The 26,600-nt window shown below is 36.5% G+C and carries 25 protein-coding genes; 12 read left to right on the top strand and 13 right to left on the bottom strand.

What is annotated here, in order from left to right:
* Positions 1 to 98 precede the first annotated feature (98 nt).
* Positions 99 to 1,148 carry an NAD(P)-dependent alcohol dehydrogenase gene (locus B176_RS0105305; RefSeq protein ID WP_017257747.1) on the top strand — a complete coding sequence of 350 codons (1,050 nt, stop codon included), beginning with the start codon at positions 99 to 101 and terminating at the stop codon, positions 1,146 to 1,148.
* 197 nt (positions 1,149 to 1,345) lie between these two features.
* Here B176_RS0105305 and B176_RS0105300 read toward each other — a convergent pair whose 3' ends face one another.
* The 3 genes from B176_RS0105300 to fabG form a co-directional block, all read right to left on the bottom strand.
* The gene (locus B176_RS0105300) at positions 1,346 to 1,513 is read right to left on the bottom strand and encodes a hypothetical protein (protein WP_154647892.1); all 168 of its coding nucleotides are present in this window, start codon (positions 1,511 to 1,513) and stop codon (positions 1,346 to 1,348) included.
* Between the two features lie 54 nt (positions 1,514 to 1,567).
* Positions 1,568 to 2,287: an SIMPL domain-containing protein gene (locus B176_RS0105295; protein WP_017257745.1), complete on the bottom strand. Its 720-nt coding sequence runs from the start codon at positions 2,285 to 2,287 to the stop codon at positions 1,568 to 1,570.
* A 108-nt stretch (positions 2,288 to 2,395) separates the two neighbouring features.
* Positions 2,396 to 3,139 (bottom strand): 3-oxoacyl-[acyl-carrier-protein] reductase, encoded by a 744-nt coding sequence (gene fabG / locus B176_RS0105290; protein WP_017257744.1) that lies wholly within the window; start codon positions 3,137 to 3,139, stop codon positions 2,396 to 2,398.
* A gap of 188 nt (positions 3,140 to 3,327) precedes the next feature.
* Between fabG and B176_RS19040 the strand changes: the two genes are divergently transcribed.
* From B176_RS19040 to B176_RS0105275, 3 genes are all read left to right on the top strand, one after another.
* Entirely contained in the window at positions 3,328 to 3,906 is a 579-nt protein-coding gene (locus B176_RS19040; RefSeq protein ID WP_017257743.1) for a YhcH/YjgK/YiaL family protein, read from the top strand.
* Between the two features lie 448 nt (positions 3,907 to 4,354).
* Positions 4,355 to 4,936 (top strand): 7-carboxy-7-deazaguanine synthase QueE, encoded by a 582-nt coding sequence (locus tag B176_RS0105280; RefSeq protein WP_051130005.1) that lies wholly within the window; start codon positions 4,355 to 4,357, stop codon positions 4,934 to 4,936.
* 30 nt (positions 4,937 to 4,966) lie between these two features.
* Positions 4,967 to 6,874 (top strand): OmpA family protein, encoded by a 1,908-nt coding sequence (locus B176_RS0105275; protein WP_017257741.1) that lies wholly within the window; start codon positions 4,967 to 4,969, stop codon positions 6,872 to 6,874.
* 163 nt (positions 6,875 to 7,037) lie between these two features.
* On the opposite strand, the gene B176_RS0105270 is transcribed toward B176_RS0105275, so the two are convergent.
* The 10 genes from B176_RS0105270 to ric all read right to left on the bottom strand — a co-directional run bounded on the left by B176_RS0105270 (position 7,038) and on the right by ric (position 17,602).
* Positions 7,038 to 7,571, bottom strand: a complete 534-nt coding sequence (locus B176_RS0105270) for a hypothetical protein (RefSeq protein WP_017257740.1) — start codon at positions 7,569 to 7,571, stop codon at positions 7,038 to 7,040.
* A 29-nt stretch (positions 7,572 to 7,600) separates the two neighbouring features.
* Positions 7,601 to 9,910: a family 20 glycosylhydrolase gene (locus tag B176_RS0105265; protein ID WP_026063166.1), complete on the bottom strand. Its 2,310-nt coding sequence runs from the start codon at positions 9,908 to 9,910 to the stop codon at positions 7,601 to 7,603.
* A 115-nt stretch (positions 9,911 to 10,025) separates the two neighbouring features.
* Positions 10,026 to 10,973 (bottom strand): thioredoxin-disulfide reductase, encoded by a 948-nt coding sequence (gene trxB / locus B176_RS0105260; protein ID WP_017257738.1) that lies wholly within the window; start codon positions 10,971 to 10,973, stop codon positions 10,026 to 10,028.
* Positions 10,974 to 11,231: 258 nt separating this feature from the next.
* The gene (locus tag B176_RS19035) at positions 11,232 to 11,597 is read right to left on the bottom strand and encodes a putative zinc-binding protein (protein ID WP_017257737.1); all 366 of its coding nucleotides are present in this window, start codon (positions 11,595 to 11,597) and stop codon (positions 11,232 to 11,234) included.
* Positions 11,598 to 11,620: 23 nt separating this feature from the next.
* On the bottom strand, positions 11,621 to 11,983 hold the full coding sequence (gene queD / locus B176_RS0105250; protein WP_017257736.1) for a 6-carboxytetrahydropterin synthase QueD: 363 nt from the start codon (positions 11,981 to 11,983) through the stop codon (positions 11,621 to 11,623).
* Between the two features lie 81 nt (positions 11,984 to 12,064).
* On the bottom strand, positions 12,065 to 12,502 hold the full coding sequence (locus B176_RS19030) for a PNPOx family protein (RefSeq protein ID WP_017257735.1): 438 nt from the start codon (positions 12,500 to 12,502) through the stop codon (positions 12,065 to 12,067).
* 61 nt (positions 12,503 to 12,563) lie between these two features.
* Positions 12,564 to 13,847, bottom strand: a complete 1,284-nt coding sequence (locus tag B176_RS0105240; RefSeq protein ID WP_017257734.1) for an acetyl-CoA hydrolase/transferase family protein — start codon at positions 13,845 to 13,847, stop codon at positions 12,564 to 12,566.
* Between the two features lie 10 nt (positions 13,848 to 13,857).
* The gene (locus B176_RS0105235; protein WP_017257733.1) at positions 13,858 to 15,096 is read right to left on the bottom strand and encodes a hypothetical protein; all 1,239 of its coding nucleotides are present in this window, start codon (positions 15,094 to 15,096) and stop codon (positions 13,858 to 13,860) included.
* Positions 15,097 to 15,276: 180 nt separating this feature from the next.
* Positions 15,277 to 16,557: a hypothetical protein gene (locus tag B176_RS0105225; RefSeq protein ID WP_017257731.1), complete on the bottom strand. Its 1,281-nt coding sequence runs from the start codon at positions 16,555 to 16,557 to the stop codon at positions 15,277 to 15,279.
* A 100-nt stretch (positions 16,558 to 16,657) separates the two neighbouring features.
* On the bottom strand, positions 16,658 to 17,602 hold the full coding sequence (gene ric, locus B176_RS0105220) for an iron-sulfur cluster repair di-iron protein (RefSeq protein WP_017257730.1): 945 nt from the start codon (positions 17,600 to 17,602) through the stop codon (positions 16,658 to 16,660).
* A 337-nt stretch (positions 17,603 to 17,939) separates the two neighbouring features.
* Here ric and ccoN point away from each other — a divergent pair, with 337 nt between their 5' ends.
* The 8 genes from ccoN to glpT all read left to right on the top strand — a co-directional run bounded on the left by ccoN (position 17,940) and on the right by glpT (position 26,491).
* A complete protein-coding gene (gene ccoN / locus B176_RS0105210; protein ID WP_026063164.1) occupies positions 17,940 to 20,054 on the top strand; it encodes a cytochrome-c oxidase, cbb3-type subunit I in 2,115 nt (704 codons plus the stop codon).
* Between the two features lie 12 nt (positions 20,055 to 20,066).
* The gene (locus B176_RS21160) at positions 20,067 to 20,243 is read left to right on the top strand and encodes a hypothetical protein (RefSeq protein ID WP_169314445.1); all 177 of its coding nucleotides are present in this window, start codon (positions 20,067 to 20,069) and stop codon (positions 20,241 to 20,243) included.
* 11 nt (positions 20,244 to 20,254) lie between these two features.
* Positions 20,255 to 21,130, top strand: a complete 876-nt coding sequence (locus tag B176_RS0105205) for a cbb3-type cytochrome c oxidase N-terminal domain-containing protein (protein WP_017257727.1) — start codon at positions 20,255 to 20,257, stop codon at positions 21,128 to 21,130.
* A 266-nt stretch (positions 21,131 to 21,396) separates the two neighbouring features.
* Positions 21,397 to 22,788 (top strand): cytochrome c oxidase accessory protein CcoG, encoded by a 1,392-nt coding sequence (gene ccoG, locus B176_RS0105200; protein ID WP_017257726.1) that lies wholly within the window; start codon positions 21,397 to 21,399, stop codon positions 22,786 to 22,788.
* Between the two features lie 6 nt (positions 22,789 to 22,794).
* Positions 22,795 to 23,208 (top strand): FixH family protein, encoded by a 414-nt coding sequence (locus B176_RS0105195; protein WP_017257725.1) that lies wholly within the window; start codon positions 22,795 to 22,797, stop codon positions 23,206 to 23,208.
* Positions 23,205 to 23,894, top strand: a complete 690-nt coding sequence (locus B176_RS0105190; protein WP_017257724.1) for a sulfite exporter TauE/SafE family protein — start codon at positions 23,205 to 23,207, stop codon at positions 23,892 to 23,894. The genes B176_RS0105195 and B176_RS0105190 overlap by 4 nt, the downstream gene beginning before the upstream one ends.
* Before the next feature lie 372 nt (positions 23,895 to 24,266).
* Positions 24,267 to 25,121: a glycerophosphodiester phosphodiesterase family protein gene (locus B176_RS0105185; protein WP_017257723.1), complete on the top strand. Its 855-nt coding sequence runs from the start codon at positions 24,267 to 24,269 to the stop codon at positions 25,119 to 25,121.
* A gap of 35 nt (positions 25,122 to 25,156) precedes the next feature.
* A complete protein-coding gene (glpT, locus tag B176_RS0105180) occupies positions 25,157 to 26,491 on the top strand; it encodes a glycerol-3-phosphate transporter (RefSeq protein WP_017257722.1) in 1,335 nt (444 codons plus the stop codon).
* Positions 26,492 to 26,600: the final 109 nt, after the last annotated feature.

Here is a 26,600-nt window from a genome sequence, read left to right as displayed (position 1 = left end):
ATTCAATTTTACAGGAGTTTGCGTTTACCGCTCCTTTTTATTCACATCAGAAAAACTAAAACCCAATTTAAACGTTTTAAAAGTATAACAAAAGATTTATGACTCAAGTAAAAGCATATGCTGCTGAGAAAGCAGATAAACCATTAGCCCCTTTTCAGCTAGACAGAAGAGGTGTAAGCGAAAATGACGTGGAAATTGAAATTTTATTTTGTGGCGTTTGCCATTCCGATATTCATACTGCCCGTAATGAATGGGGCGGAACAATGTATCCTGTAGTTCCAGGTCACGAAATTGTTGGAAAAGTAAGCAAAATAGGCTCAAAAGTTAAATCGCATAAGATTGGTGATACAGTGGGTGTTGGTTGCTTTGTAGATTCTTGCGGGCATTGTGGAAATTGCGAAGATGATTTAGAACAGTATTGCGAAAATGGTCATTCGCAGACATACAATTCCCATTTACAAGATAAAAAAACGATTACTTACGGTGGATACTCGAGCCATATTGTAGTGACAGAAAAATTTGTTTTAAAAGTTTCTGACAAGTTAGATTTAGCAGCTGTTGCACCGCTTTTGTGTGCTGGGATCACCACTTACTCGCCATTAAAGCATTGGAACTGTAAAAAAGGGGATAAAGTAGCTGTTGTAGGTTTGGGTGGTTTAGGACATATGGCAGTTAAAATTGCATCGTCTATGGGTGCAGAAGTTACCATGTTGAGCCGTTCTCCAGAAAAAGAAAAGGATGCAAGAGAACTAGGTGCACACCATTTTAAACTGACCACCGATAAAGGTAATATGGAGAAAATGGCAAGTTCATTTGATCTGATTATAAATACCGTATCTGCCAAACATGATTACAACGAATATTTGAGCTTGCTTAAAACTAACGGAACTATGGTTTTGTTGGGTGCGCCACCAGAACCGTTACCTGTTTCGGCATTTAGTTTAATATTAGGCCGCAGAAGTTTAGTTGGATCTTTAGTCGGCGGAATTAAGGAAACCCAAGAAATGCTGGATTACTGTGCCGAGCATAATATTGTTTCGGATATTGAACTGATTAATATTGACCAGGTTAATGAAGCTTATGAGCGCACATTAAATGGTGATGTACATTACCGATTTGTAATTGATATGGCGAGTTTAAAAAATTAAAAAAGCTTAGCTTCAAAATTAAAAAGCCCTCGGACGAATAATCAATTTGAGGGCTTTTCGTTTTTTATGAGAAGAACCAAACGATTGGAAGGTTTGAAAAATTGTAATTTTAATGCAGAACCTGTGTCTGCTGGCAAAATTCAATAAAAAGAAGTAACGGATTGAAAGTTATGGCCCGAAATGATTCGAACCTATGTTTATAGAACGTTTTTGCTTTTTTCTAAATATTCATTACAGGTAATTATTTCAATTTGTCCTCTCGCAGGTGTCATCTCTTTCCAAACCCAATTATAATGTGCAATAACTTGCTTGGCTGTTAGAGATGGTCTGTCTGCTGTAGTGTGTCCATCTGAAATTACTGTCACATTAAAATTGTTTGTCAATGCAGACTTTACAGTAGAGTCGACTAACTAAAAAAACTACTCAATCTCAAAATTGGCATTAACCACCGCTGTAATTTCTTTACGGATAGAGCTCACATCATTTATCCCATAGTCAGAAGTCATGTTTGAATTCTCTGGAGTAATTTGTAAAACGCCCATTCTCGCATTTGTTAAAGTTCCTAAACTTCGGTTTGTTGCTTCGGCTACTTTTTCTCCACGGATCATTGCATCTTTTGCCGCAGCCGCTTGGATATCCACTTTAACATCGCTCAGTTTTGTATAATAATATTCTGGTGCGTTAACATTAAAGTTTAAACCTTGCGCAAACAAGGAAGCAATAGCTATTGAAACATCCTTAATTTTGTTCACATCAGTTGAACTAACTTCTAGAGACTGGTTTATACTATACGCCCTCACTCCTAGCTGTTGCCCGCCATTATTGTAATTATATTGCGGATAAACATTAATTGTTTTTAGATCAATATCTGCATCCTTAAACCCTTTCGATTTTAAAAACTGCACCACTAATGGTCGCTGACGAGACAATTCATTATATGCTTCCGGAGCTGTTGACGCTTCGATATTAAAATTACCTTTTAATATCCCCAAATCAGAAACAATAAGTTGCTTTGCCGAACCAGTTACATTTATTGTTTGGTCCGATTTAATGTTTTTCAACCCTTTGGCGAGTACAAAAGCAACGATAATAGCCGAAACGCCCATAATTATTGCTGGTAATATAAATCTGTTTTTCATTTTATAAATTTAATAATTACTTCTAAAACTAAAAAGAGCAAAATTTAGTACTTTGCTCTTTTTATTATTTCCGATTATCAGAAAGATTTTAACTTTCTGCTTCTTAGCTTAAAGCATTCCGCCACAAACACTAAGTACTTGCCCGGTAACGTAAGCGCTCATATCAGACGCTAAGAACACGCATACATTTGCAATATCCTCTGTTTCTCCAGCTCTTTTTAACGGAATATCTTTCTCCCAACCTTCTACAACTTTAGGATCTAAAACTTCTGTCATTTCGGTTTTAATAAACCCTGGCGCAACCACGTTTGCCCTAATGTTTCTTGAACCTAATTCTTTAGCTACTGACTTTGTAAAACCAATAATACCGGCTTTTGAAGCCGCATAATTAGCTTGACCGGCATTTCCTTGAACACCAACAATAGAGCTCATATTGATAAATACACCTTTACGGTTCTTCATCATTATTTTCGAAGCCGCTTTTGTAGTATTAAAAACGGACTTCAGGTTCACTTCAATTACGTCGTCGAAATTTTGCTCGCTCATACGCATTAGCAATCCATCTTTTGTAATCCCTGCGTTATTGATTACGATATCTAAAGTGCCAAAATCTGCAACAATATCATTAATCAATTGTTCTGCCTCTGCAAATTTTGAAGCGTCAGAACGGTAACCTTTAATCTGCGTTCCAAAAGATTTCAACTCTTCTTCTAAAGCCAAACCCTTTTCAACAGACGATAGATACGTGAAAGCAACATTTGCTCCATGTTCTGCAAATTTTTCAGCGATTTTACGACCAATTCCTTTAGAAGCTCCGGTAATTAGAGCAGTTTTTCCTTCCAACAATTTCATGCTTAAATATTATTATAAATCGTGAAATTAACTAATTTTTACAAATATCACCAACAATTAGAATTGCGTTGGGCTTATCGAGTTGTTCACAATGATGTGGCCATTCAAAAAGATTTACACAATTAAAATGAAGAAATTTAAAATATTAAATACATTTCGTCGTACTTTTAATACCGAAATACACAATTATGAGACTCAAAATATCCGCTATTTTATTAGCAACTACCCTACTAGCTGCCTGTAGTACAAACAAAGCTCAACACTGGCTTAAAAAGCAACCATCTGCAATGACTTTAAAACCTGTAGTTTACAAAGATGTAGACCTTACAGAATTTCAGAAACAATATTATGCAAACAAAAGCACTTGGGACAAAGCATTTCAGTTTATGGCGACGCATAATTTAGAAGAATTAGCTCCGGGGAAATACCCGATTGATGGCGAAAACGTTTTTGCATCCATTACGGAATCTGTGGACAAACGGTTTGAAGACACTAAATGGGAAGCGCATAAAAAATATATTGATCTGCAGTATATTATCCGCGGAAAAGAAAAAATGGGAGAAGCATCTTTTGAAAATGAGAAAGTAATCCGCCCTTATGATGCGGCGCATGATATTGCCATTTTTGACATTAATGGCGGAAAATTTTATGTAGCAGATTCAAGTACTTTCTATTTATTTTTCCCAGGCACCACACACCGCCCCAGCATTATGGTAAACCAAGAGAAAGTAAAGAAACTAGTGATAAAGATTAGGGTAGCAGAATAAGATTGCGCCAGACGATCTTTTTTGCCTAAAAAAAATTAGTTAAACCAACGGTAGAATCGCTGTTGGTTTAACTCATGCTACTTTTCCGTAAATTTACCCCAGCCATTTCTTGTACATATGGCGAATTCTTATCCATCGCCTTAATGCTTTACCTCCCATCTCTTACCGAAGTTTGGTAAAATGCATTCGCAAGTATCCTATATCGCTTGTCAATACCTCCGTAAAGTATTGTTGCTATTATGGATAGGCAAACATTGTTTACCAGGTTTTCGAGGTTCAACAAAAAATACACGTCATTTATGGCTAACCGCACCTATAATCAGCTTTTATGTTTTGTAACATTATGTCAAAAAATGATGCTAATCATCCTGTATTTATAAAATAACCTATCTTTGTACTATTGAAAACGAAAAATATAATCCCTGAAGACGGGACATTGCTTCCTTTAATGGAAGAGTTTTATACCATACAAGGAGAAGGTTACCACTCTGGAAAAGCAGCCTATTTTATTAGACTTGGTGGTTGCGATGTAGGCTGCCACTGGTGTGATGTTAAAGAAAGCTGGGATGCAGATTTGCACCCACTTACTCCTATAGAAACCATTGTTGAAAACGCTGATAAACATCCAGGAAAAGCTGTTGTAGTAACCGGAGGCGAACCATTGTTATATAATTTAGACAACCTTACCCAACAACTTAAAGCGAAAGGTATCGCAACGTTTATTGAAACTTCGGGCGCTTATCCGCTTTCTGGATTTTGGGACTGGATCTGTTTATCGCCAAAGAAATTTAAAGCTCCTAGAAAAGATATTGCACCTTTCGCAAATGAATTAAAAGTGATTGTTTTTAATAAAAGCGATTTTTTATGGGCAGAGGAGCATGCCGAAATGGTATCACCAAATTGTAAATTGTACCTACAGCCAGAGTGGTCTAAATCGTCGGAGATGACACCCTTAATTATTGACTACGTAATGAACAACCCCAAATGGGAAATATCTTTACAAACGCATAAATTCTTAAATATCCCTTAAAATTTTTAGCTTTATTGTTAAACCAATTTTATGAAACGCCTCGCTCACCTAGTAATCTTACTCTTAGCTTTCCAAGTTGGTGCGTCACAAACTAAATATTCATCTAACAGCAGAAATGCAATAAAAAGCTACGAAAAAGCGAGGTCATTATTAGATTTAAACGAATTTGAACAAGCCGGCAGTGAACTCATCGCTGCGATTAAACAAGATGGAGAATTTATAGAAGCACATTTACTGTTGGCAGATGTTTATCGGGTAACGTTTAATTATTTAAAAGCCAAAGAAAACTATAAACAAGCATTTAAAATTAACCCGAATTTTGCGCCAGAGCGTTATTACTATTTTGCAGAAAGTGAGCTAAAAACCGGCGATTATGAGCAGGCATTAAACCACTATAAACTTTATAAAAGTCAAGGGAATCCATCTATTGAGCGGATTGTACTGGCTGACAAGTATATTAAAGACTGTGAGTTTGCAATAGAAGCGCTAAAAAACCCTGTTCCTTTCAAACCCGAAAACCTGGGTCCGAACGTAAATACGGCAGAACAAGAATACTTAGCAACAATCACCACCGACGAAAACACCTTGATTTTCACCCGCCAGATTAACCGTAATGAGGATTTTTATCGAAGCTATAAAAATGGGGACAGCTGGACAAAAGCTACTTATTTAAGTAATAACATCAATACACCGTCGTACAACGAAGGCGCACAATGTTTATCGCCAGACGGACAATTTTTATTTTTTACCGGTTGCAACAGACCCGATGGTTTGGGCAGGTGTGATATTTACGTTTCGCAAAAAGAAGGTGAAGGTTGGAGCAAGCCCGTTAATTTAGGATTTCCAATCAACACCAAAGGGTGGGAATCTCAACCTTCGTTATCTGCAGACGGTAAAACGCTTTATTTTGTAAGTGATAGACGTGGCGGTTTTGGAAGTTACGATATTTGGAAAAGTGATATTGATGAGGAAGGAAAATGGGCAATGCCCGTAAATTTAGGTCCTAACATCAATACTCCTTACGATGAGCAATCGCCATTTATACATCCCGATAATCAAACACTTTACTTTTCTTCAAACGGTTGGGTAGGTTTAGGTAATAAAGATTTATTCATTTCGAGATTAGACACTGCTGGCAACTGGGGTTTGCCCAAAAACTTGGGTTACCCCATTAACACTTATGGCGAAGAAAGTGGCCTTACGATTAACGCCAGTGGCACAAAAGCTTATTTCTCGTCTGATAATTTTAACGGCTACGGTGGTTTTGATATTTATTCATTCCCTTTACCCGAAAACATCCGTCCGGTTGCGGTTAACTACGTAAAAGGAGTTGTTTTTGATGCAGAAACAAAAGTAAGGCTGGGTGCTTTAGTAGATATTAGTGATTTACAAGATGAGAAAACTTTGCACATCTCTTATTCTGATAGAATTGACGGTACATTTTTGACTACCCTATCAACCGGGAAAGAATATAGCATCAATGTTTCTAAAGATGGCTACCTGTTTTATTCCGAGAATTTTTCGATAGAAAAGAATCAGATTGGCAAACCTATTATAATTGAAGTGCCTTTACAAAAAATTGCTATTGGTAAAAAAGTAGTGCTTAAGAATATATTTTTCGATAGCAATAAGTTCGATTTAAAGCCAGCATCTAAAACAGAATTACAAAAGTTAATTGAGTTTTTAAAAGAAAACCCAAAAACGGAGATTGAGATTAGTGGACATACTGATGATATCGGGAATGATCAGTCCAACTTGATTTTGTCTCAGAACAGATCTAAAGCTGTTTACAATTACTTAATAAGCAACGGCATAAACAGCAAGCGATTAACTTATAAAGGTTACGGCGAATCAACACCGATGGCTGATAATAATACGGAAGAAGGAAGGGCTAATAATAGACGAACTGAGTTTACGATTACCAGTATTGGGAAATAATTGGTTCAATCTACTTATTCTAAGGTATAAATCTCTGTAATTCTTAGCTTGTTGCCCGTTAATAAAAGTAAAAACCACGAGATTTTGCGATAATCTCGCGGTTTTCTCAATTTAACCTATTCTATTTCTTCCAGAGCGAATTTATTTCCTTTTAAAAAGTATTTCAAAAGCTTTTACCACTGGGTTTACTTGCACTATCCGCATCAGCGAAGACGTTAAATTCTCTGTAAAGTTCTCCCTCTTTCACATAAAACTTATCATTTCCACGGTACTGCTTTTGAGTTTTTGATGTTAAATCTGGAAAAGTGATTTTGTTGACATTTTTGCCATTAAACTCGTAACAAAAAACGTCAGCTGTGTGGTATTTATCATTTTTGGTAAAGTAGACTACAATTTCTGGATTGCTGTCTTTATCCATATCTGTGTTAAAAACTTCCTCTAAATGACCGTCTAAATTATCGGTGGAAGCAACAGTAAAATCATTCTTTAAAGAATCTGAACGAAGAATTAACATTGATGAGGATGAATCTGAACCTCTGCCCCAAGCAAAAACATCAAAAATAATCTCTGGACCAATCTCAATTTTCAGATGCTTTTTAAACGGAGCAGACAGCTCCGTTGTAACGACTTTCTTTTTGGAGTTATCAGTTTGCTGTTGTTCTCTACATGAAAAAAGCAGAAAACAAATCCCTAACAAAAAACAAATATTACGAACGCTAACCATACCTAGTTGAATAACATCACAGACGGTATTTCTATTTTCTTACCATCTGTTCCTTTTACATAAACTTTTAAAGTTGACCCAGGCCCATTATCAAAATAAGTAACTTTTATTTTGTGCAAACCAGCCTGCATAGCTACGCCAGCCGATTTCTCGTAACGGGCATGCTCTCCATCGTTATCAATAATCAACTCATCATCAATATATAGCTTACTGCCATCATCGCTGTAAAGTGAATATTCAAAAGTTGCATTTTCATTTACGTTGATGTAGCCAGTAAAAACCATTCCGTATTCCCTTGCCCTGGTCAATCCTTTAACAAAGGAAATCTGCGGAGCAATACCACGTTGAGTGGCCAAAGCTGTATCAATTTCTGAGCTGTATTTAAACTTGCCGGGAACATAATGGTATTTAAGTCCGCCTTGCTTTAAGTTGCCGGTATTGGAAACTGCTTTGAGCGTATCCATATTACGTAAAATGGTTGTAGTAACTGCACTTCGCTTACCCGATGGTGTAATCACTACCGATTTTACCGGTCTGTACTCTCCTTTTGGAACATTCACCGTAAAAGGCTGGTTGTATAAAGTTGTGGTTTCATATGGCTGATAACCATCAATGGTATAATAAATTTTAGCTCCTTTTACAGATGGTGCGTAATTGAAGGTATAATTACTACTTACATTTATGGTTGTATCCTTTGCTCCAATCACTGTTGGAACACGATAAAGCGTATTCGTTTCATCTAACCATGATAGGTGAACGGGAACGCGGGTTTCGCTAAAATTTTTATAATTTTTATTGTTAGGATTGGTCCAAGCTGTTTCTGCTAGCGCAAATAAACGCGGTAACAACATATATTCTGCATGCGCAGGCGTTGTAATATATTCTGTCCATAAATTGGCCTGTACACCTAAAATATATTTCTGCTGTGCCACTGGCAAAACCGATGGTGTAGGGTTATAATCGTAAATTTTCTGAATTCTTCCATCACCACCAATGCTTACAGGTTCTAAAGATGACAAACCTTGCGTATGATCTAAATAAAGTCCATCTGTACTTGGCGACATAATTACGTAATGATTCTGCTTTGCAGCTGAAATCCCGCCCTGTACTCCCCTCCAACTCATAACGGTTGCATTTGGTGCTAAACCACCTTCCAAAATTTCATCCCAACCAATTATTGATCTACCTTTTTTATTCACAAATTTTTCTATGCGATGAATAAAGTACGACTGAAGTTCTTCTTCGTTTTTAAGTTTTTCTTTCTTCATTCGTTTCTGGCAAAACGGACAAGTTTTCCACCTGGTTTTTGGTGCCTCATCGCCACCTATATGAATGTTTTGTGATGGAAAAAGTGCCATTACTTCCGTTAATACATCTTCTAAAAAGTCGAAAGTATGCTCTTTACCGGCACAATAAATATCTGGAAATACGCCCCATTTCTGTTCAACTTGATATGGACCAGGATTTATACCGCAGCCTAATTCGGGGTATGATGCTAAAGCGGCCACCGCATGCCCAGGCATTTCAATTTCTGGAATTACATTGATGTATTTTTTAGTAGCATATGCAACAATATCCTTAACCTCTTCTTGGGTGTAAAACGCACCATAGCTGTTTCCATCAAACCACTGTGGGTTTCTATCATGGTAGTTACCAATAATAGTTTGCGCTCTGTAGGCACCTACCTGCGTTAATTTTGGATATTTTTTAATTTCGATACGCCAGCCTTGATCTTCTGTTAAATGCCAATGGAAATTATTAAGCTTGTACATTGCCATTAAATCCAAATATTTTTTGATAAAATCAACAGGGAAATAATGCCGTCCAACGTCTAAATGTAATCCGCGGTAAGCGTAACGAGGCTGATCTACAATTTTACATTGCTGGATCTGGTGGTTTTCTAACCCGTTTAAATAAAGCTGAATTAAACTCTGTGTTGCGTAAAAAACACCCTTACTGGTTCCAGTTAATTGTATGCGGTTTGCGTTTACGTCTAAAACATAAGCTTCTGGCGCAAAACCTGCAGGGTTAGCTGAGTTAAACGAAATCATACTTTCGGGAGCTTGGATAAAATTCTTGGCTAAAACCAGCTCAAATCCTTGTTTCTCTTTTACGATGCTTTTAAAAAGCTCTGCTGTTTGCCTATCCGCTTCGGTTTCGTATTGTAATGCAGTTGTTTCCGTAAGCTTAAAAAACCCCGGTTTCAGAATAACAGATTGTGGAGCGGGTATAATCCCTAAACTTGGATTATTGGCTTGTGCAAATACAAATGATGTAAAAAACATCAACATGGTAAATAGCTTATATCTCATTGAAAGAATAATTAGGTTTTAACAAAGCTAAAAAAATATAATTAGCAACATTAAGTGCATAAAAAAGACCTGTGTACCCACAAGTCTTTCTATAGTTTGATAAGAATAAACTTTCTTATTGATCTTCTTTAGCGGCTAAATAACGTTCGGCTTCCAATGCTGCCATACACCCAGTACCTGCAGCAGTAACTGCCTGGCGGTAAATTTTATCTTGCGCATCTCCACAAACATAAACACCTTCAATGTCTGTTGCTGTACTATCTGGATGGGTAATTAAGTAACCAACCTCGTCCATTTTCAACCAATCTTTAAAAATATCGGTATTTGGCTTATGCCCGATAGCTACAAAAAAACCTGTTGCAGGCACATCCGTTTCTTCTTGAGTTTGGTTGTTAACAACCTTTACTCCGGTTACAGATTTACCGTCGCCTAATATTTCTTTGGTTTCGCTATTGTATAAAATCTCGATGTTTTTAGTATTCAATACTCGGTTAACCATCGCTTTTGATGCTCTAAACTCGTCTCTACGAACCAACATGGTTACCTTATTACAAAGCTTAGCCAAATAGGTTGCTTCTTCTGCCGCGGTATCTCCTGCTCCAACAATTACTACATCTTGGTTTTTAAAGAAAAAACCATCGCAAACAGCGCAAGCGGAAACTCCAAAACCATTATACTTTTCTTCGGAAGGCAGGCCTAACCACTTTGCAGAAGCACCTGTAGAAATAATTACTGTGTCAGCTAAAATGGTTTTAGTTTCATCAACTATTACTTTATGGATAGGACCGCTAAAATCAACTCCAGAAACATAACCAAAACGGATATCTGTACCGAAACGTTCTGCCTGTTTTCTAAAGTCTTCCATCATCTCTGGTCCCATTACACCACCCGGGTAACCTGGAAAATTCTCAACATCAGTGGTTTGGGTCAATTGCCCGCCCATCTGCATGCCAGTAATCATTACTGGTTTTAAATCTGCTCTGGCTGCGTATATAGCCGCAGTGTAACCTGCTGGGCCCGAACCTATAATTAAGCACTGAACGTGTTCTAATTCTTCTGTCATGTTAAAATATTGTGTGGCAAATTTAGTATTCGCAAACGCTATTGCCAAATGATATTAGTGATAGCTAGATAGATATTGCTTATTAATGATGAGACGAGTGAATTTTGAAGGCAGAGCAGTCCAAACCATTGGTTCATTAGGACTTTGCAATTGGCAAAGGAGGAAAGGATTGAATGAGTAAGTTTTGAATGAGTGAAGGATTGAATGACTAGTGGACCGATCCAACTAATGACTAATGAACTAATTCAACCAAACAGATTAACCCAAATTTCTAATTTTTGTGGCGATACCTTGATATAAATATTCGGCTTCCTCTAAATCAAAGTCAACATGTTGTTGTTTTTTAATCCCCGAATCAGAAAGTTTGATATGAAGCGTTGGCGGGATCCCGAGATTGGTTAAACAGGCCTTTGCGCAGGCAAGCGGGCAACCATCAATCACCACTATTTTCCGATTAGCTTTTGCAACTTTCACCAGCGCTTTTACGTTTCCGCCAACTCCAGCTATGCATGACATTTCCGCTTGTTGCGATCGGTCTAACTTTACAGCGATATGATTCGCCATCTGTGCCGCGTTCGAACAGCCAGAACAAGAATACACCAAAGGTTTATCATCTATTTTCACATTCTTGTATTTAGATAAAAATTTTAAATGCTAATTCCCTCGTAAATTGCACCGGAAGTAGGGGTTTCCTTTAATTCCACACGCTTTAGTTGAGTAATTTGTGGCTTAATTTTATCCCATAACCAAACAGCCATCAATTCACAAGTTGGGTTTTCCAAACCTTCTACCTCGTTAAGAAACTGATGATCTATTAAATCCAAAACTGGGTTTACAATATTTTTTATTTCACTAAAATCTATTATCCAACCTTTGTCTAAAGCTATTTCACCTTCAAAAAACAAAGTAAGATGATACGTATGCCCGTGTATTTTACGGCATTTATGACTTTCTGAAACATTGGGTAGGTAATGTGCGGCGTCGAAGGTAAACTGTTTGTAAATAATCATTTTTGAAAGTTGTATTTAAAGCACAAAAATGGCTTAATACATTTTCTAACGAAATGACAATCATCATAAATTAATTGAAATTTAAAGGATTTCCTCTGATAGCTTCTCCCAAACTAATTTCTCGCCAAACACTCGCGTACTGTCTGTCATTTTAGCTTTAGTGAGCTGTATGCACCAAACCTCGCCCGCTTTTGCTAAAGTCATTGGGTTTCTTTGATGATAATAGCTGGCTGGCGACACCGTCAACGGAAAATCATCATACAATACAACACCGGTGAACTGCAATCCTTTTAAAGCTAAAATATTACTTTTTGAAGGGAGGATAGTACCCGAGATTTCTGCATTTATTTTTAAAGATTGGGCATGAAGAGTATTTGCAGATGACTTAAAGAACAAGAGTTTTTGCGTAGGTTCAAATGCGTAAAAACAGTTAAAACAATAAGGTTTGCCCTGAACATCTAAATAACAAATCGTAGCAATTTTATTTTCATCGATAAATTCTGTCAAGTCCTTTTTCATCGGGTTTTGTTGATTATGGATATAAAAAAGCCATCAGAAAAATACTGATGGCTGATAAAATTTAAAACGAACCGTATCTTTCAAAAAACGCCTTCTCCAAGCTTTCGCGATGATCTGGATGGGCAATTTCAATTAAAGCTTTCCCCCTTTGTTTTAAGCTTTTACCAAATAGGTTTACTTTACCATATTCTGTAACCACCCAATGTACGTGACCTCTCGTGGTAACAACGCCGGCGCCTTGTTTTAAAAACGGGGTGATTCTAGAAATCCCCTTATTGGTAACCGATGGTAAAGCGATAATAGGTTTTCCGCCTGGCGATAAAGACGCACCTCTAATAAAATCCATTTGTCCACCAATTCCAGAATACTGGAAAGTACCAATAGAATCGGCACAAACCTGGCCGGTTAAATCAAGTTCAATCGCACTGTTAATGGCTATCACTTTAGGATTTTGTCGAATTATACTTGTATCGTTTACATAATTGATATTCATTACCCTGATGGATGGATTATCATCCACAAAATCATAAAGTTTTTTGGTGCCAACCATAAAAGACGTTACGGATTTCCCCTTGTTCAATTTTTTGTTGATGTTGTTGATTACACCGCTTTCTATTAAAGGAATTACCCCGTCTGATAACATTTCTGTATGTAAACCTAAGTTTTTATGGTTGGTTAAATTTTTCAGAACCTGATCTGGAATACTTCCAATACCTAACTGCAAGGTTGAACCATCATCAATCAAAGAAGTTACGTTTTTACTGATTGCCACAATAGCATCGTTTGCTTTAGATGAATAATCTACCTCTGGCAAATCACTTTTATGCCAAATCATTGCATCAAGTTTACTGGTATGTATAAACCCATCGCCATGGGTACGTGGCATATTTGGGTTTACCTGCGCAATTACTTTTTTTGCATTATCCAATGCGGCCTTTGCAACATCAACGGAGGTTCCTAAAGTGCAATATCCGTGTTTATCCGGTTCAGAAACCTGAAGAATGGCAACATCAATAGGTAAAAAATCATCGTTAAATAAAAGTGGAATCTCACTTAAAAAAACCGGCACATAATCTCCGTGTGAACTATTTACCGCCGCTCGTGAGTTTGCAGAAACAAACAAAGAGTTGAAGAAAAAGCTGTCATTGTACTTTTCATCGTTAAAATTACTATCACCCAAAGTGGTGATACTTACCAGTTCAACATTCCTTAATTCTTGATAACGATTCTGTAAAGCAGTGATTACGATAGTTGGTGTTGCTGCGCTGCCATGTAAAAAAACCCGATCCCCAGATTTAACCATTTTAACTGCTTCTTCTGCAGTGATGTAATTTGTCTTTGTCATATTGTTATAATTAAATATTGTTGGCTATTTCAGCTGTTCGTTTCTGCTTTTGATAATGAATTGTATTGATAAGATATGCCAAACCAATGAAAGGCAATGTTAAATTTACCAAAAAGAGGTAAAGTGGTAAGTGTTGAATATAAATGCTAAACACGGTTAAAAATGCCGATCCAAACAAAATCACTAAGTAAATCACCACGTTTGCCGTAAAAATATAATTTAATTTAGGTGTGGATCTACAAAAACCTGCTCTGCTAAATAAATCAATAATTAAGGGAGATAAACTGCCCAACGTTAATAAATGAATATACCCAACAATTAAGTTTCGGCTACTAAAAGCCCAGTTTCCAATTTGAGGGACTGCGATTAACAGTTGGCATACAAACTGTAAACTTACTGCCAGTAAAGCTGTTTTTGCTAAAAAACTTAAAGGCTTAAATTGGGGCTTAAGCCTTAAAATTAATATTACCCAAGCTAACAGATGTGCAAACGCCGACACAAAAACCACTGCGTAAACCCAGTTTGCAGGCTTTGTCCATAAAGTAAACATGGCGTATAAAGGCAAAGTTGAAATAGCAAATACTTTGATCCAAAACACAACACTTTTGGTGGCACTTAAATCAGTTGTTAAATAGCTTTTAAAGAACAAACCTAGTAAGGCAAGTTGCATAAATCCGTTGAGCTGAAAATGGAGATAAAAGTATATGGAGTTTTGTTGCAAGGCCATATCTTTAAATCCCGAACCTTTTAAATAACCTAAAAAAAATGGTCCGAAGGAAGATATCACTAAAAAAACCAAACTGTATTTTAACAGAATATTTACCGGAGCGTGGTTTGATTTTTTTAATGCTTGAGATTTAAAAACTACGAAGGCAAACCAGTAACTGATAAATATAAAACAGGTTGATAAAATAATAGAAACTGACTGATAACCTGTTAAAAAAAAACTAATTAACATCCCAAAACTCACTACAGTTGTTAACAAAAAAATCTGCGTAAATTGGGTTTTGAGCTTTATAATATCAGTTCTAAAATAATAAAAAAATAGTAGTATAATGGCTAAAAACATCCATCCGGCGAAGGCAAAATGCGAATGAGCATGTAACAGAAATTGGTAGTTAACGCCTTTCATTGTAAACACATGCATATAGCGCAAAAGTGCTCCAGCAATTGCTAAAACAACAAAATTAAGCAGTATCCAAACCGGATAATTTACTTTGCGTGATATGTAAGTGGAAAAACTGCTCATTATAAATAATTAACATGCTGCTTTTTTAAACCTACGCGATTTACTGATTTTACAAGAATAGTACTTGGTAATAACTCCTGGTATAGCAGGGCGTAAACCACAGCGAATATGGATAGGCCGTTATTAAAAATCAAGTTCTCGAAAATTTTCACAAACTGAGTTTCTTGGGTTAAATATCTTCTACAAAACGCTGTTAATCTCATTCTTTTTTATTTTAAATAATACAATAAAAATATTGCTGATATACAACACCGCCGTTGCCGAGAAACACGTTATCCCAAAATACACCAACCACTTTATAGAAAAGGCCAAGCCTAAACTAAAGCTTGTAATAAATATTAAAAACGATAAAAACTGAAGATTCAATGCTTTACTGTTATAAAGCTTTATACCCAACGAAAGATCTTTTTGACCTCCCAAAATATACGGGAAAGTTTTAAAAGTTTGACCTAACAACAAAGAATTAATCCACCCTAAAAGCAACAAAGAACCATAAATAGTGGTTAACCTAATTGCCAGCGCATCTGCTTTAAGCTGATAAAAAATAATGAATGGCAATAAAAAAATCGCACCCGACAACAATAAGCCCGCTAATAAAATATGTAGAATGGAAGCATCAATTTTTAAAGAACCACAAGCTTTAGCGCATTGGTAAACGTAAAGTAACCAGCAAACTATTCCAGATAAAGCCACTAACGCAATAAGGTAAGTTGCTGTATTTAAATCAAAAATATAAGTATTTACAAAAAACACTATTAAGCTAAAATTTAGCAGATAATAACTCCATTTCAGCAAAACAACATTTCCCTTTGCTTTAAAAGAAAACAGAGGCAAAAGCTTGGTGCTTAACCCAATAACAAGAAGTAAAAACCAACCTACTATCCCCGAATGGGCATGGATTTTTAAAAATAGCAGATGATCTTTTGGTAAAAACGCATAGCGAAAGTTGAACACCATAAGCACACCTAAAATTGCTGTAAAAAGTAACCAAATAGATGATGTAAGCAAAAAATCCTGATGGATATCTGGTTTTTTGATTGCTTTTGCAGTGAGGGTAATGTTAATAGCGAAAGAAGAAATACCAACCAACAGCAGCAGACTTCCACATTGCATGTGCAGGCCGGGTTCAAAAACCCAGAAGCTGTAGACTAAATCTATAAGTCCTAAGTAAAAAGCAACCAAGGCAAACCAAGCCAACTTGTAGCTGTATAATTCTGCCTTTAAAAGCAATGGTACCAACTGATAGCACAACCCAATAACAATCATACTGGCCCAACCCAAGGCCACGGCATGAGTAATGGCAAGTAAATGAGGCTGAAAATAATGAGATCCAAAATCTTGAGCACTAAAAAAGAGCATTGGTATCAACGCCAGAAAAGTAAAACCAGCAACTAGGTAGTGGGTGGTTACAATTTTGTACAACCCGCGGTTTTGCTTGATAACAGTGCTGGTACTTTCCATTTATAGTTCTACCAATATTTTTTTCTATGATTAAAATGCAATAGCTTTTAATGGCTATTAACCGCGAGATAATAAATACCACGCGGTTAAAACCAACAAACTAATCAAACACAATTTCCTTCTCTAGTGCTATAGCCTTAGGGAATAAAATATTATTTTCCAGGTGTACATGGTTAAACAAATCGTTCTCGAACTCAACAAACTTTTTAAACAAAATCTGGTACGAGCTACACGCCCCTCCAGAAGGTAGTTCAAAATTATTACTAAGCTCCCTTATCACCTGCATATCCTCTCCTGCCTTTTCATGCTCAGTTTCCATCATTTGTGTTGGGGTATCAACCTTGCCAAATGGAGCTAAAGAAAGGCTTTGCGACGTTTTTTTTGCTTGCACCAATTCTTTAATGTACGGAAACAAAATATTTTCTTCTTTTAACAAATGCAGTTTAAAATCTTTAGCCAGCAAGCTAAAGATTTTGGAAATCTCTACTAACTCGGGGTGGCTACCGCCATGTACTGTTGCCACTTTATTTGAAAGTTCTACCATAAATGGCAAACTTTCTTTAACGTATTTGTGGTGGGTATTTATAATATAGTCTACTAAAAAATCCAACTCCCAAGTATCAAAATCGAAATAGGTATTTTCTTCTTCTTTAAAAGCACTAAGCTCGGTTTCAACTAGCGTTGCATCAATACCTTTTCTGTCACAAACCTCTTTCAAAGTTTTCTTTCCACCACAACAAAAATCAATTCCAAAGTTTTTAAACACCTGTGCTTTCCTAAAGTCTTTTGTCACCATCTCTCCAATAGTTTCATCAGCATTCGGTGGTCTTTTGTCAATTTTAACTTTCCATACTTCTGGTCCGTTCTCTAAATACTCCCATGTAAAAATTTGCCCACGTTCCGCAAGCAGTTGATAGTACAAAGGTTTTGGATCGTGATCATTATTAATAATAAACGCACCACCGTCTGCCAGGTTATCAAATTTCTCAAATATTGTTGGATGTTTAAAACGAGGTTCTATCTGTGTAACATCTAAAGTTTCCATTTTTGTATGCTTTTTTTATGATGAGTGATACATGAAATAACGAGCATTAACAATGAGTCTGGTTATTTAAAACAAATCTAAATACAGATGTGCGCTAAAAATATGACTGCTATCATCCAGAACCTTGACATGTAGCAATCCATCGAACATTCATTAGTTTATCGATAATTACTATCAGAAACACATCAGCCACAACCTGCATTAAATACCACTGAAGACGGTTATTTAAACGAAAAGTGATTTTAATCACTCAACATTGCTATCTTGGTCATTATATTGTCACGTAAATCGGACTATTTTTGGTCCATCAAAAAAAATCTATTCGTTAATAAGTATGATGCAAGCAGACAAATTTTATTATGATAACAAAATCGTTAGAGATTTTGCGATCGCGACGTTGGTTTGGGGGATTATAGGGATGACAGTTGGCTTACTGATAGCTACCCAACTTTTTAGCCCATCCATGAACCTTGGCAACCAATACACCACATTTGGTAGAATTAGGCCATTACACACCAACGCGGTGATTTTCGCCTTTGTTGGAAACGCCATTTTCATGGGTGTTTACTACTCTTTACAACGCTTGGTAAAAGCCCGAATGTTTAGTGATGCATTAAGTAAAGTACATTTTTGGGGCTGGCAATTAATTATTGTTGCAGCCGTAATTACTCTACCGCTCGGACTTACTTCTTCTCACGAATATGCAGAACTAGAGTGGCCAATTGATATTGCTATCACAGTGATATGGTTAGTTTTTGGTGTCAATATGTTTGGTACTATTATTAAAAGAAGAGAACGCCACTTATATGTGGCCATTTGGTTTTACATCGCTACATTTATTACAATAGCCGTTTTACACGTTGTTAACTCTCTTCAGTTACCAATTTCTGCTTTTAAAAGCTATTATATTTACGCTGGGGTGCAAGATGCACTGGTACAATGGTGGTACGGGCACAATGCAGTTGCGTTTTTCTTAACTACGCCTTATTTGGGAATGATGTATTACTTCTTACCTAAAATGGCCAATCGTCCAATCTACTCTTACAGATTAAGTATTCTCCACTTCTGGGCTTTAATTTTTATTTACATCTGGGCTGGTCCTCACCATTTATTATACACTTCTTTACCTGGCTGGGCTCAATCTTTAGGTGTGGCATTCTCTATTATGCTTATTGCACCAAGTTGGGGCGGTATGATCAATGGTTTGTTAACCCTACGTGGTGCTTGGGATAAAGTACGGGATGACGTTACCCTAAAATTTATGGTGGTTGCATTAACCGCTTATGGTATGGCTACGTTTGAAGGCCCAATGCTTTCATTAAAAGGCGTTAATGCTATTGCTCACTTTACCGACTGGATAGTAGCACACGTTCACGTTGGTGCATTAGGCTGGAACGGTTTCTTAACTTTCGGCGTAATGTATTGGTTGGTTCCTCGAATCTACAAAACCAAGCTTTACTCTAATAAACTGGCATCTTTCCACTTTTGGATTGGCACTTTAGGAATTCTTTTTTATGCTATTCCACTTTATTGGGCTGGGTTTGCCCAAGGCTTAATGTGGAAAGAATTTACCCCAGAAGGTTTATTAAAATACGCTAACTTTTTAGAAACTGTTACCCGTATTTTACCAATGTACATTATGCGTTCTATTGGTGGCGCAATGTACTTAGCCGGCGTAATTGTAATGGCTTATAACTTGGTTAAAACTGCCAAATCGGGCAAGTTGGTTAGTAATGAATATGCTGAGGCATTACCATTACCAGCTTTACCAGCAGATAGTAAAAAAGAATTTTGGCACCGAAGAATTGAGCGTAAGCCAATGGTTATGTTGGTGTTGAGCTTAATTGTTATTGTAATTGGTGGTGCTGTAGAGATGCTGCCTACTTTCTTTATCAAATCAAACATACCAACTATAACAAGTGTAAAACCATATACACCTCTTGAGTTACACGGTAGAGATTTATACATCCGCGAAGGCTGTGTAAACTGCCATACACAAACTGTGCGTCCGTTCCGTTCAGAAACAGAGCGTTATGGCGAATACAGTAAAGCTGGCGAATTTGTTTATGATCATCCATTCCTTTGGGGATCAAAACGTACTGGTCCGGATTTGCATCGCCAAGGCGGGAAGTACAGCAACGCTTGGCATTACAACCACATGATGGATCCAAGAACAATGTCTCCAGGAAGTATTATGCCTAATTACGATTGGTTATTAGATCAGGATTTAGATATCAGTACAACTGGTGCAAAAATTAGAGCAATGCAAACCTTGGGTGTTCCTTATCCAAAAGGTTATGATGCCATTGCAAATGAGGATTTAGATAAGCAAGCAGCAGCTATTGCGGAGAACTTATCATTTGATAAAATTAAGGTTAGTAAAGACAAAGAAATTATTGCCATTATCGCTTATTTACAGCGCTTAGGTACTGATATCAAAAACAAAAATTAAAACGGATAAAAGATGTTCAAACAATTCGTAAACACATTACAGGGCGACGAAGTTTTCATGCTCATCTCACTTTCAATCTTCTTTCTTTTCTTTATAGGTGCTACCATAGCACTTATGAAGATGAAGAAAAATCATTTGAACTACATGAGTAATATCCCTTTGGAAGATAAAACAGAAACATATAATTAACCTATATTATTATGCGTTTAAGAAACACCATATTTTTAGCCATCGCCGTATTTCTTTTAAGTACAGCTGGCACCTATGCAGCTACTAATACCGAGATAATGAATGGGATTGCCTTAGGTGCAATCATATTAACCTTGTTATTAATTGTTGTTGTATGTTTTGTTCTGCTACATACTTTTAAGGTACTTACTGCATTTGTATTACCTTCAGCGCCACAAGCCGTTAAAAGCAGTACCGTTTTAGGAGAAAAAGCATCAACTCACGAGCATGAAACTCCAGAAGTTCACAAACAAACGATGTGGCAAAAATTATTATCGTTAAAGCCTATGTCGCAAGAGAAAGAGCTTTTAATCATGCATGATTATGATGAGATTCAAGAGCTTGACAACCCAATACCAGCATGGTTTAATTGGTTGTTTTATGGTTCTGTTGTGTTTGCTGTGGTTTATATGTTAAACTACCACGTATTTAAACTCGGAAAATTACAAGATGAGGAGTATGTGATAGAAATGAAACAGGCCGACGTTGCAAAAGAAGCTTATTTAGTAAAATCAGGAAACGCTATTGACGAAAACAGCGTTAAAATTGATAAGTCTGCTCCAGTTTTAGATGCGGGTAAAGCTGTTTACACGCAGAACTGTGTAGCTTGTCACGGTCAAAATGGCGAAGGTGTTGTTGGTCCAAACTTAACAGATGATTATTGGTTGCATGGCGGAAAAATTGCCAGCGTGTTTAAAACCATTAAATACGGTGTACCAGAAAAGGGAATGATTGCTTGGGAAAAACAACTTAGTCCAAAGCAGATTTCAGACGTGTCTAATTATATTGAATCTTTAAAAGGTACAAATCCCGCAAATCCAAAAGCACCGCAAGGAGACAAGGAATAAGAGCCTCATCCTAAATCCTTCTCCAAAGGAGAAGGACTTGCTTATTTTGTGGTTTGTTTGGAGTATTAGGATTGAGAAACAGTAGAACTTTTGAAAGAATAATGAGAATAATTGATGAAGATGTAGTTGAGTATAATTAACAGATTATAATTTTCAATTAAGCGAGATCTTGATACTTATATCTTGATACTTTCTAAAAGTTCTCAATACTCAAATCTCAATACCAACACTCAATACTCCAATCGCACTACGCTATACTATAAAAAATGGCTGAAGAAGAAATAAAATATTACCATCAAACTGTAGATCAAAACGGAAAGCGAAAGTGGCTTTATCCTTTAATTAGGATTGACTTTTGGTACAAATACCGGAGCGTTGTTGCTTATGTATTATTAGGTTTTTTGTTTGCAGCGCCTTACATTAAAATTAACGGACATCAATTTCTTTTATTCAACATTATTGAGCGTAAGTTTATTTTATTCGGGCAGGTTTTTTGGCCTCAAGATTTCTTCATTATTGTATTGATGATGTTAACCGGTTTGGTTGGGATCGTTTTATTTACCAGCGCATTCGGACGAATATTTTGTGGCTGGGTTTGTCCGCAGACCATTTTTTTGGAAATGGTCTTCAGGCGGATTGAAGTTTGGATTGAAGGTGAACCCGCAGCCCGGAAAAAACTAGATAACAGCCCTTGGACTCAGGATAAAATCATCAAAAAAACAAGTAAGCACATTATTTATGTACTGATATCTTTTTTTATAGCCAACACTTTTTTAGCCTATGTTATAGGAACAGAAGAGCTTTGGAAGATAATGACCGAACCCATTACTTTACATTTGGTAGGTTTTATTAGCATTTGGCTTTTTACTGCCGCTTTTTATTATGTGTTTGCTCATGTTAGGGAATTAGTTTGTATTGTAGCTTGCCCTTATGGCAGATTGCAAGGCGTTTTACTGGATAAAAATTCCTTAGTTGTTGCTTACCACTATTTACGTGGCGAACCCAGAGGGCGTATTAAAAAGAATGAGGTTAACCCTCAACCTTTAGGAGATTGCGTAGACTGTAACTTATGCGTTGCGGTTTGCCCTACTGGTATTGATATTAGAGAGGGGACACAATTAGAGTGTGTAAACTGTACTGCATGTATAGATGCATGTAACCAAGTTATGGATAAAGTTAACCGTCCAAGAAATTTGATTGGCTACTATTCTGAAGAGATGATCAAAAATGACGAAAGAGCACCAAAGCTTACCTTACGTATGAAAGCTTACGGAATCATCATTTTAATTATGATTGGCGTTTCCACTTACTTCATTCTCTCTAAAAAAGACATAGATGTAAGCGTTTTACGAGCGGCCGGAACTATGTACCAAGAACAGCCAAATAATTTTGTGAGTAATTTGTACACTGCAGAAGTGGTAAATAAATCTGCTAAACCTGTTAAAATTGATTTTGCTCCAGAAAGTAAGACACATAAAATACAGTGGGTACAACCAATTGACAGTTTGGCGCCAGAAGCAACTGCAAAAGTCACTTTCTTTTTGTTAGTGCCACAGTCAGAAATTAAAAAAACAAAAACATCGGTAGCATTGCAAGTGTTACAGGATGGAGCAGTAATTGATCATATTGAAACAAATTTTTTAGGACCTGTAAATTAAATAAAAATGAATTGGGGAAAAGGATTAGTTATAGGTTTAGCATCGTTTATGATTTTCATTACGGTGCTGGTTGTGTTGATGTTTAGAACGGCCGAAGACAATTTTGATAAGGACTATTACGAAAGAGGTTTAGCTTACGACATTGATTACAACCAAATGCAACAAGTTATTGCAGACAAAGTTCAACCCATTGTTAAGCAAACTCAAAACTATGTAACCATTAATTTCGCTGTCGCTGATAGTGGTTCGGTGAACTTTAAGCGCCCATCCGATAGCAAGAAAGATCAGCTGTTCTCTTTCAATCAAAAAGATTTACAGTTTACAAAAGATGATTTTGAAAAAGGCGAGTGGCGAATTGAAATTAGGTGGACAGCTGGTGATAAAAAATATCTTTACCAAACCAATTTATTTTTGCGATGAACCACTTGCAACTGGCATTTGTTATTGGGTTATTTGGCAGTTTGCATTGCGTAGGAATGTGCGGACCACTAGCTTTCGCTATTCCACAGCAATCAGAATCAAAATGGATTACATTATTTAAAAAGCTATCTTATAATATCGGAAGAGCAATCTCCTACTCTTTTTTAGGATTGTTGATTGGGCTTTTAGGTAAGCAACTTTGGCTGGCTGGATTACAACAAGGCATTAGTATTTTAAGTGGCATTTTAATAATTGTGGCAGTTGCACCGCAAATCATCAAGTACCGAAAATCACAAAATTATGTTCCAAACCGTTTTACACAATCAGTTAACAAACTGATTGGCAAAGCAATTAAAAACAAAGCTGGACATTTATATTTAGGTTTACTAAACGGTTTTTTACCTTGTGGCTTTGTCTATTTAGGATTAGCAACGGCAATCAATACCAGTAACGCGTACCAATCTGCATTGTTCATGCTTGTTTTTGGCTTAGGCACTACACCGCTAATGCTATTGGCAATGCTTGGTGTCAATTTTAGCAAACCTACTTTTAGACAAAAAATAAACCAGATTTTACCTTACGTAACTTTGTGTTTAGGGCTCTGGTTTATATTAAGAGGTTTAAACTTAGATATCCCTTATTTAAGCCCTAAAATCACGGGCACTAATGGAGTAATTTGCCATTAGTTTTTAATAAAATTCAATAGCAGTTGTTACCTCTTTCTTTGGTTCTCAATAAAATAAAATAAAACCCAAACCCTCCTACCCTTTGGGTTTAGCAAAATAAGTTCACAACAAACTATAGATTTTGTACTCATTATCCTAATATGAGTATCAATTAGCACTAACTATTTTTACTTTGAACGGATCTCTAATAAAATTTACTACAACCCTTACTAACCAACACTATTTCCATAGCTTTTAAAATTCTGATTATCCCATATTATCAAATTTTAGCATATAAATATTACTTTTTATTTCGAATTATAACTATTTGTGTTTTATAACTTGCATTTTTATTTCCATTTATGTACTATTGTGAATACCAATTATAAGCAAATGAAAAAATTAAGCGTGTTGATTCTAACCGTATTAAGTTATCAAACCATGTGTGCACAGGAAATTTTTGACAAACAGGCACATAGGGGTGGCCGAGGTTTAATGCCCGAAAACACCATTCCGGCTATGAAACTAGCATTGGATTATGGTAACACGTTAGAAATGGACATTACCTTTAGCAAGGACAAAAAAGTGTTGGTTTCTCATGACCAATGGATGAACAGCCTGTTTGTTTTAGATCCGGAAGGAAAGGAACTTCCGAAAGGAAAAGATGCAAACATTTATAAAATGGATTATAAAGACATCAAGAAATACGATGTTGGTTCAAAATTTCATAAGGCATTCCCACAACAAAAAAAGATAAAAGCGCAAATCCCGCTACTTGCAGATTTAATTGATACTGTAGAACATTACGCTAAAATCAAGAACTATCCAGCGCCACATTACAACATGGAAACCAAAATGAAAGAAAGTGGCGACAATATTTTCCATCCAGAACCTAAAGAATTTGTTAAAAGATTAATGCGTGTAATCAAGAATAAAAATATAGAGAGCCGGGTTATTATCCAATCTTTTGATACTCGTTCTTTAGAAATAATCCATAAAAAATACAAAAATGTAAAAACTGCATACTTAGTTTCTAGTGGCGAATTAGAGGAAAACTTGAAAAAATTATCTTTCAAGCCTGATATTTATAGCCCTACGTATAAATTAGTTACTTCAGAATTGGTTGCATCCTGTAAAAAGCTTGGCATTAAAGTTTTACCATGGACGGTAAACACTAAATCCGAAATAGAAAGTTTAAAAACTATGGGTGTAGATGGCATTATAACAGACTATCCTAATCTATTTTAATCTAGTTTTCACCAAATAAAAATCAATTACAGTACATGAAATTCTCCTTTTTAGACCCACCATTACACAAACCCTTAGTAGACGAAAGTCAGATAGACCCCACCTACAAACAATTAAGATGGAAGGTTTTTTTAGGAATTTTTATTGGTTATGCAGGCTATTATTTAGTTCGTAAAAATTTCTCGTTAGCCATGCCGTACTTAATAGAGCAGGGCTTTTCTAAAGGAGAATTAGGCTTGGCATTATCAGGAGTTTCTATTGCTTATGGATTAAGCAAGTTTTTGATGGGCAACGTTTCTGACCGGAGTGATGCCCGTAAATTCTTACCCTTAGGCCTTATTCTTTCAGCTATTTGTATGATTGCAATGGGTGTATTCCCCTTCGCAACTAGCTCAATCACCATCATGTTTGTTCTACTGTTTTTAAACGGATGGTTTCAAGGAATGGGCTGGCCTGCCTGCGGAAGAGTTGTGGTTCACTGGTTTTCAAAAAAAGAGCGTGGGGTAAAAATGTCTATCTGGAATGTTGCTCACAATGTTGGTGGCGGACTTATTGGTCCTTTAGCGATTGTTGGTTTAACCATATTTGGCGCATGGCAAAGTAGCTTTTACTTCCCTGGTATTATCGCTTTAATAATTGCAATAGCCACCTATTTTTTAGTTAGAGATACTCCTCAGTCATGTGGCTTACCCCCAATAGAAGTCTATAAAAAAGATGGTTTGGTAAGTCCTGAGAAAGAGCAGGAATTAAGCGCTAAACAAATATTTGTAGACTATGTGCTTTTTAACAAAGCGCTTTGGTTTATTGCTTTAGCCAACGTATTTGTATACCTAGTTAGATACGGGGTTTTAGATTGGGCACCTACTTATTTAAAAGAAGAAAAGGGCTTCTCTATGAGCGAATCTGGCTGGGCATACTTTGCTTACGAATATGCAGGCATACCCGGAACGCTTTTGTGCGGATGGATTAGCGATAAGGTTTTTAACGGACGTAGAGTGCCGGCTACTATTGTATTTATGGCATTAGTTTTAGTTGCGGTGCTGGTGTACTGGAAAAATCCACCCGGAAACCCGATGATTGATACTGCATCCCTTATTGTAATTGGATTTTTAATTTATGGTCCAGTAATGTTAATTGGTGTACAGGCTTTGGATATGGTTCCAAAAAAAGCGGCGGGCACTGCTGCGGGCTTTACAGGCTTATTCGGTTATTTGGGCGGAGCCGTTTTTGCAAATATTGCAATAGGTTACATTGTAGACGCCTTTGGCTGGGATGGCGGGTTTTATGTTCTTGTTGCTGCCTGTGTACTCACCATAGTTTTAAGTCTGTTTACTTGGAAAGATGAAATTAAACGAATGGCTACAGGGTAATTTACTAAAAATGTGATAATTGCTAAACTACCAAAGCTATAAACCAATAGAAATGTACTATAATATTGAATGTTTAAAAACCAATCACAACTAAAAATTATAAAAATAA

The sequence above is a fragment of the Pedobacter arcticus A12 genome (assembly GCF_000302595.1).
In the GTDB taxonomy this organism is placed as follows: domain Bacteria; phylum Bacteroidota; class Bacteroidia; order Sphingobacteriales; family Sphingobacteriaceae; genus Pseudopedobacter; species Pseudopedobacter arcticus.
The sequence above is the reverse complement of the archived record's forward strand: the minus strand, read 5'-3'. Positions and strand labels throughout refer to the sequence as shown.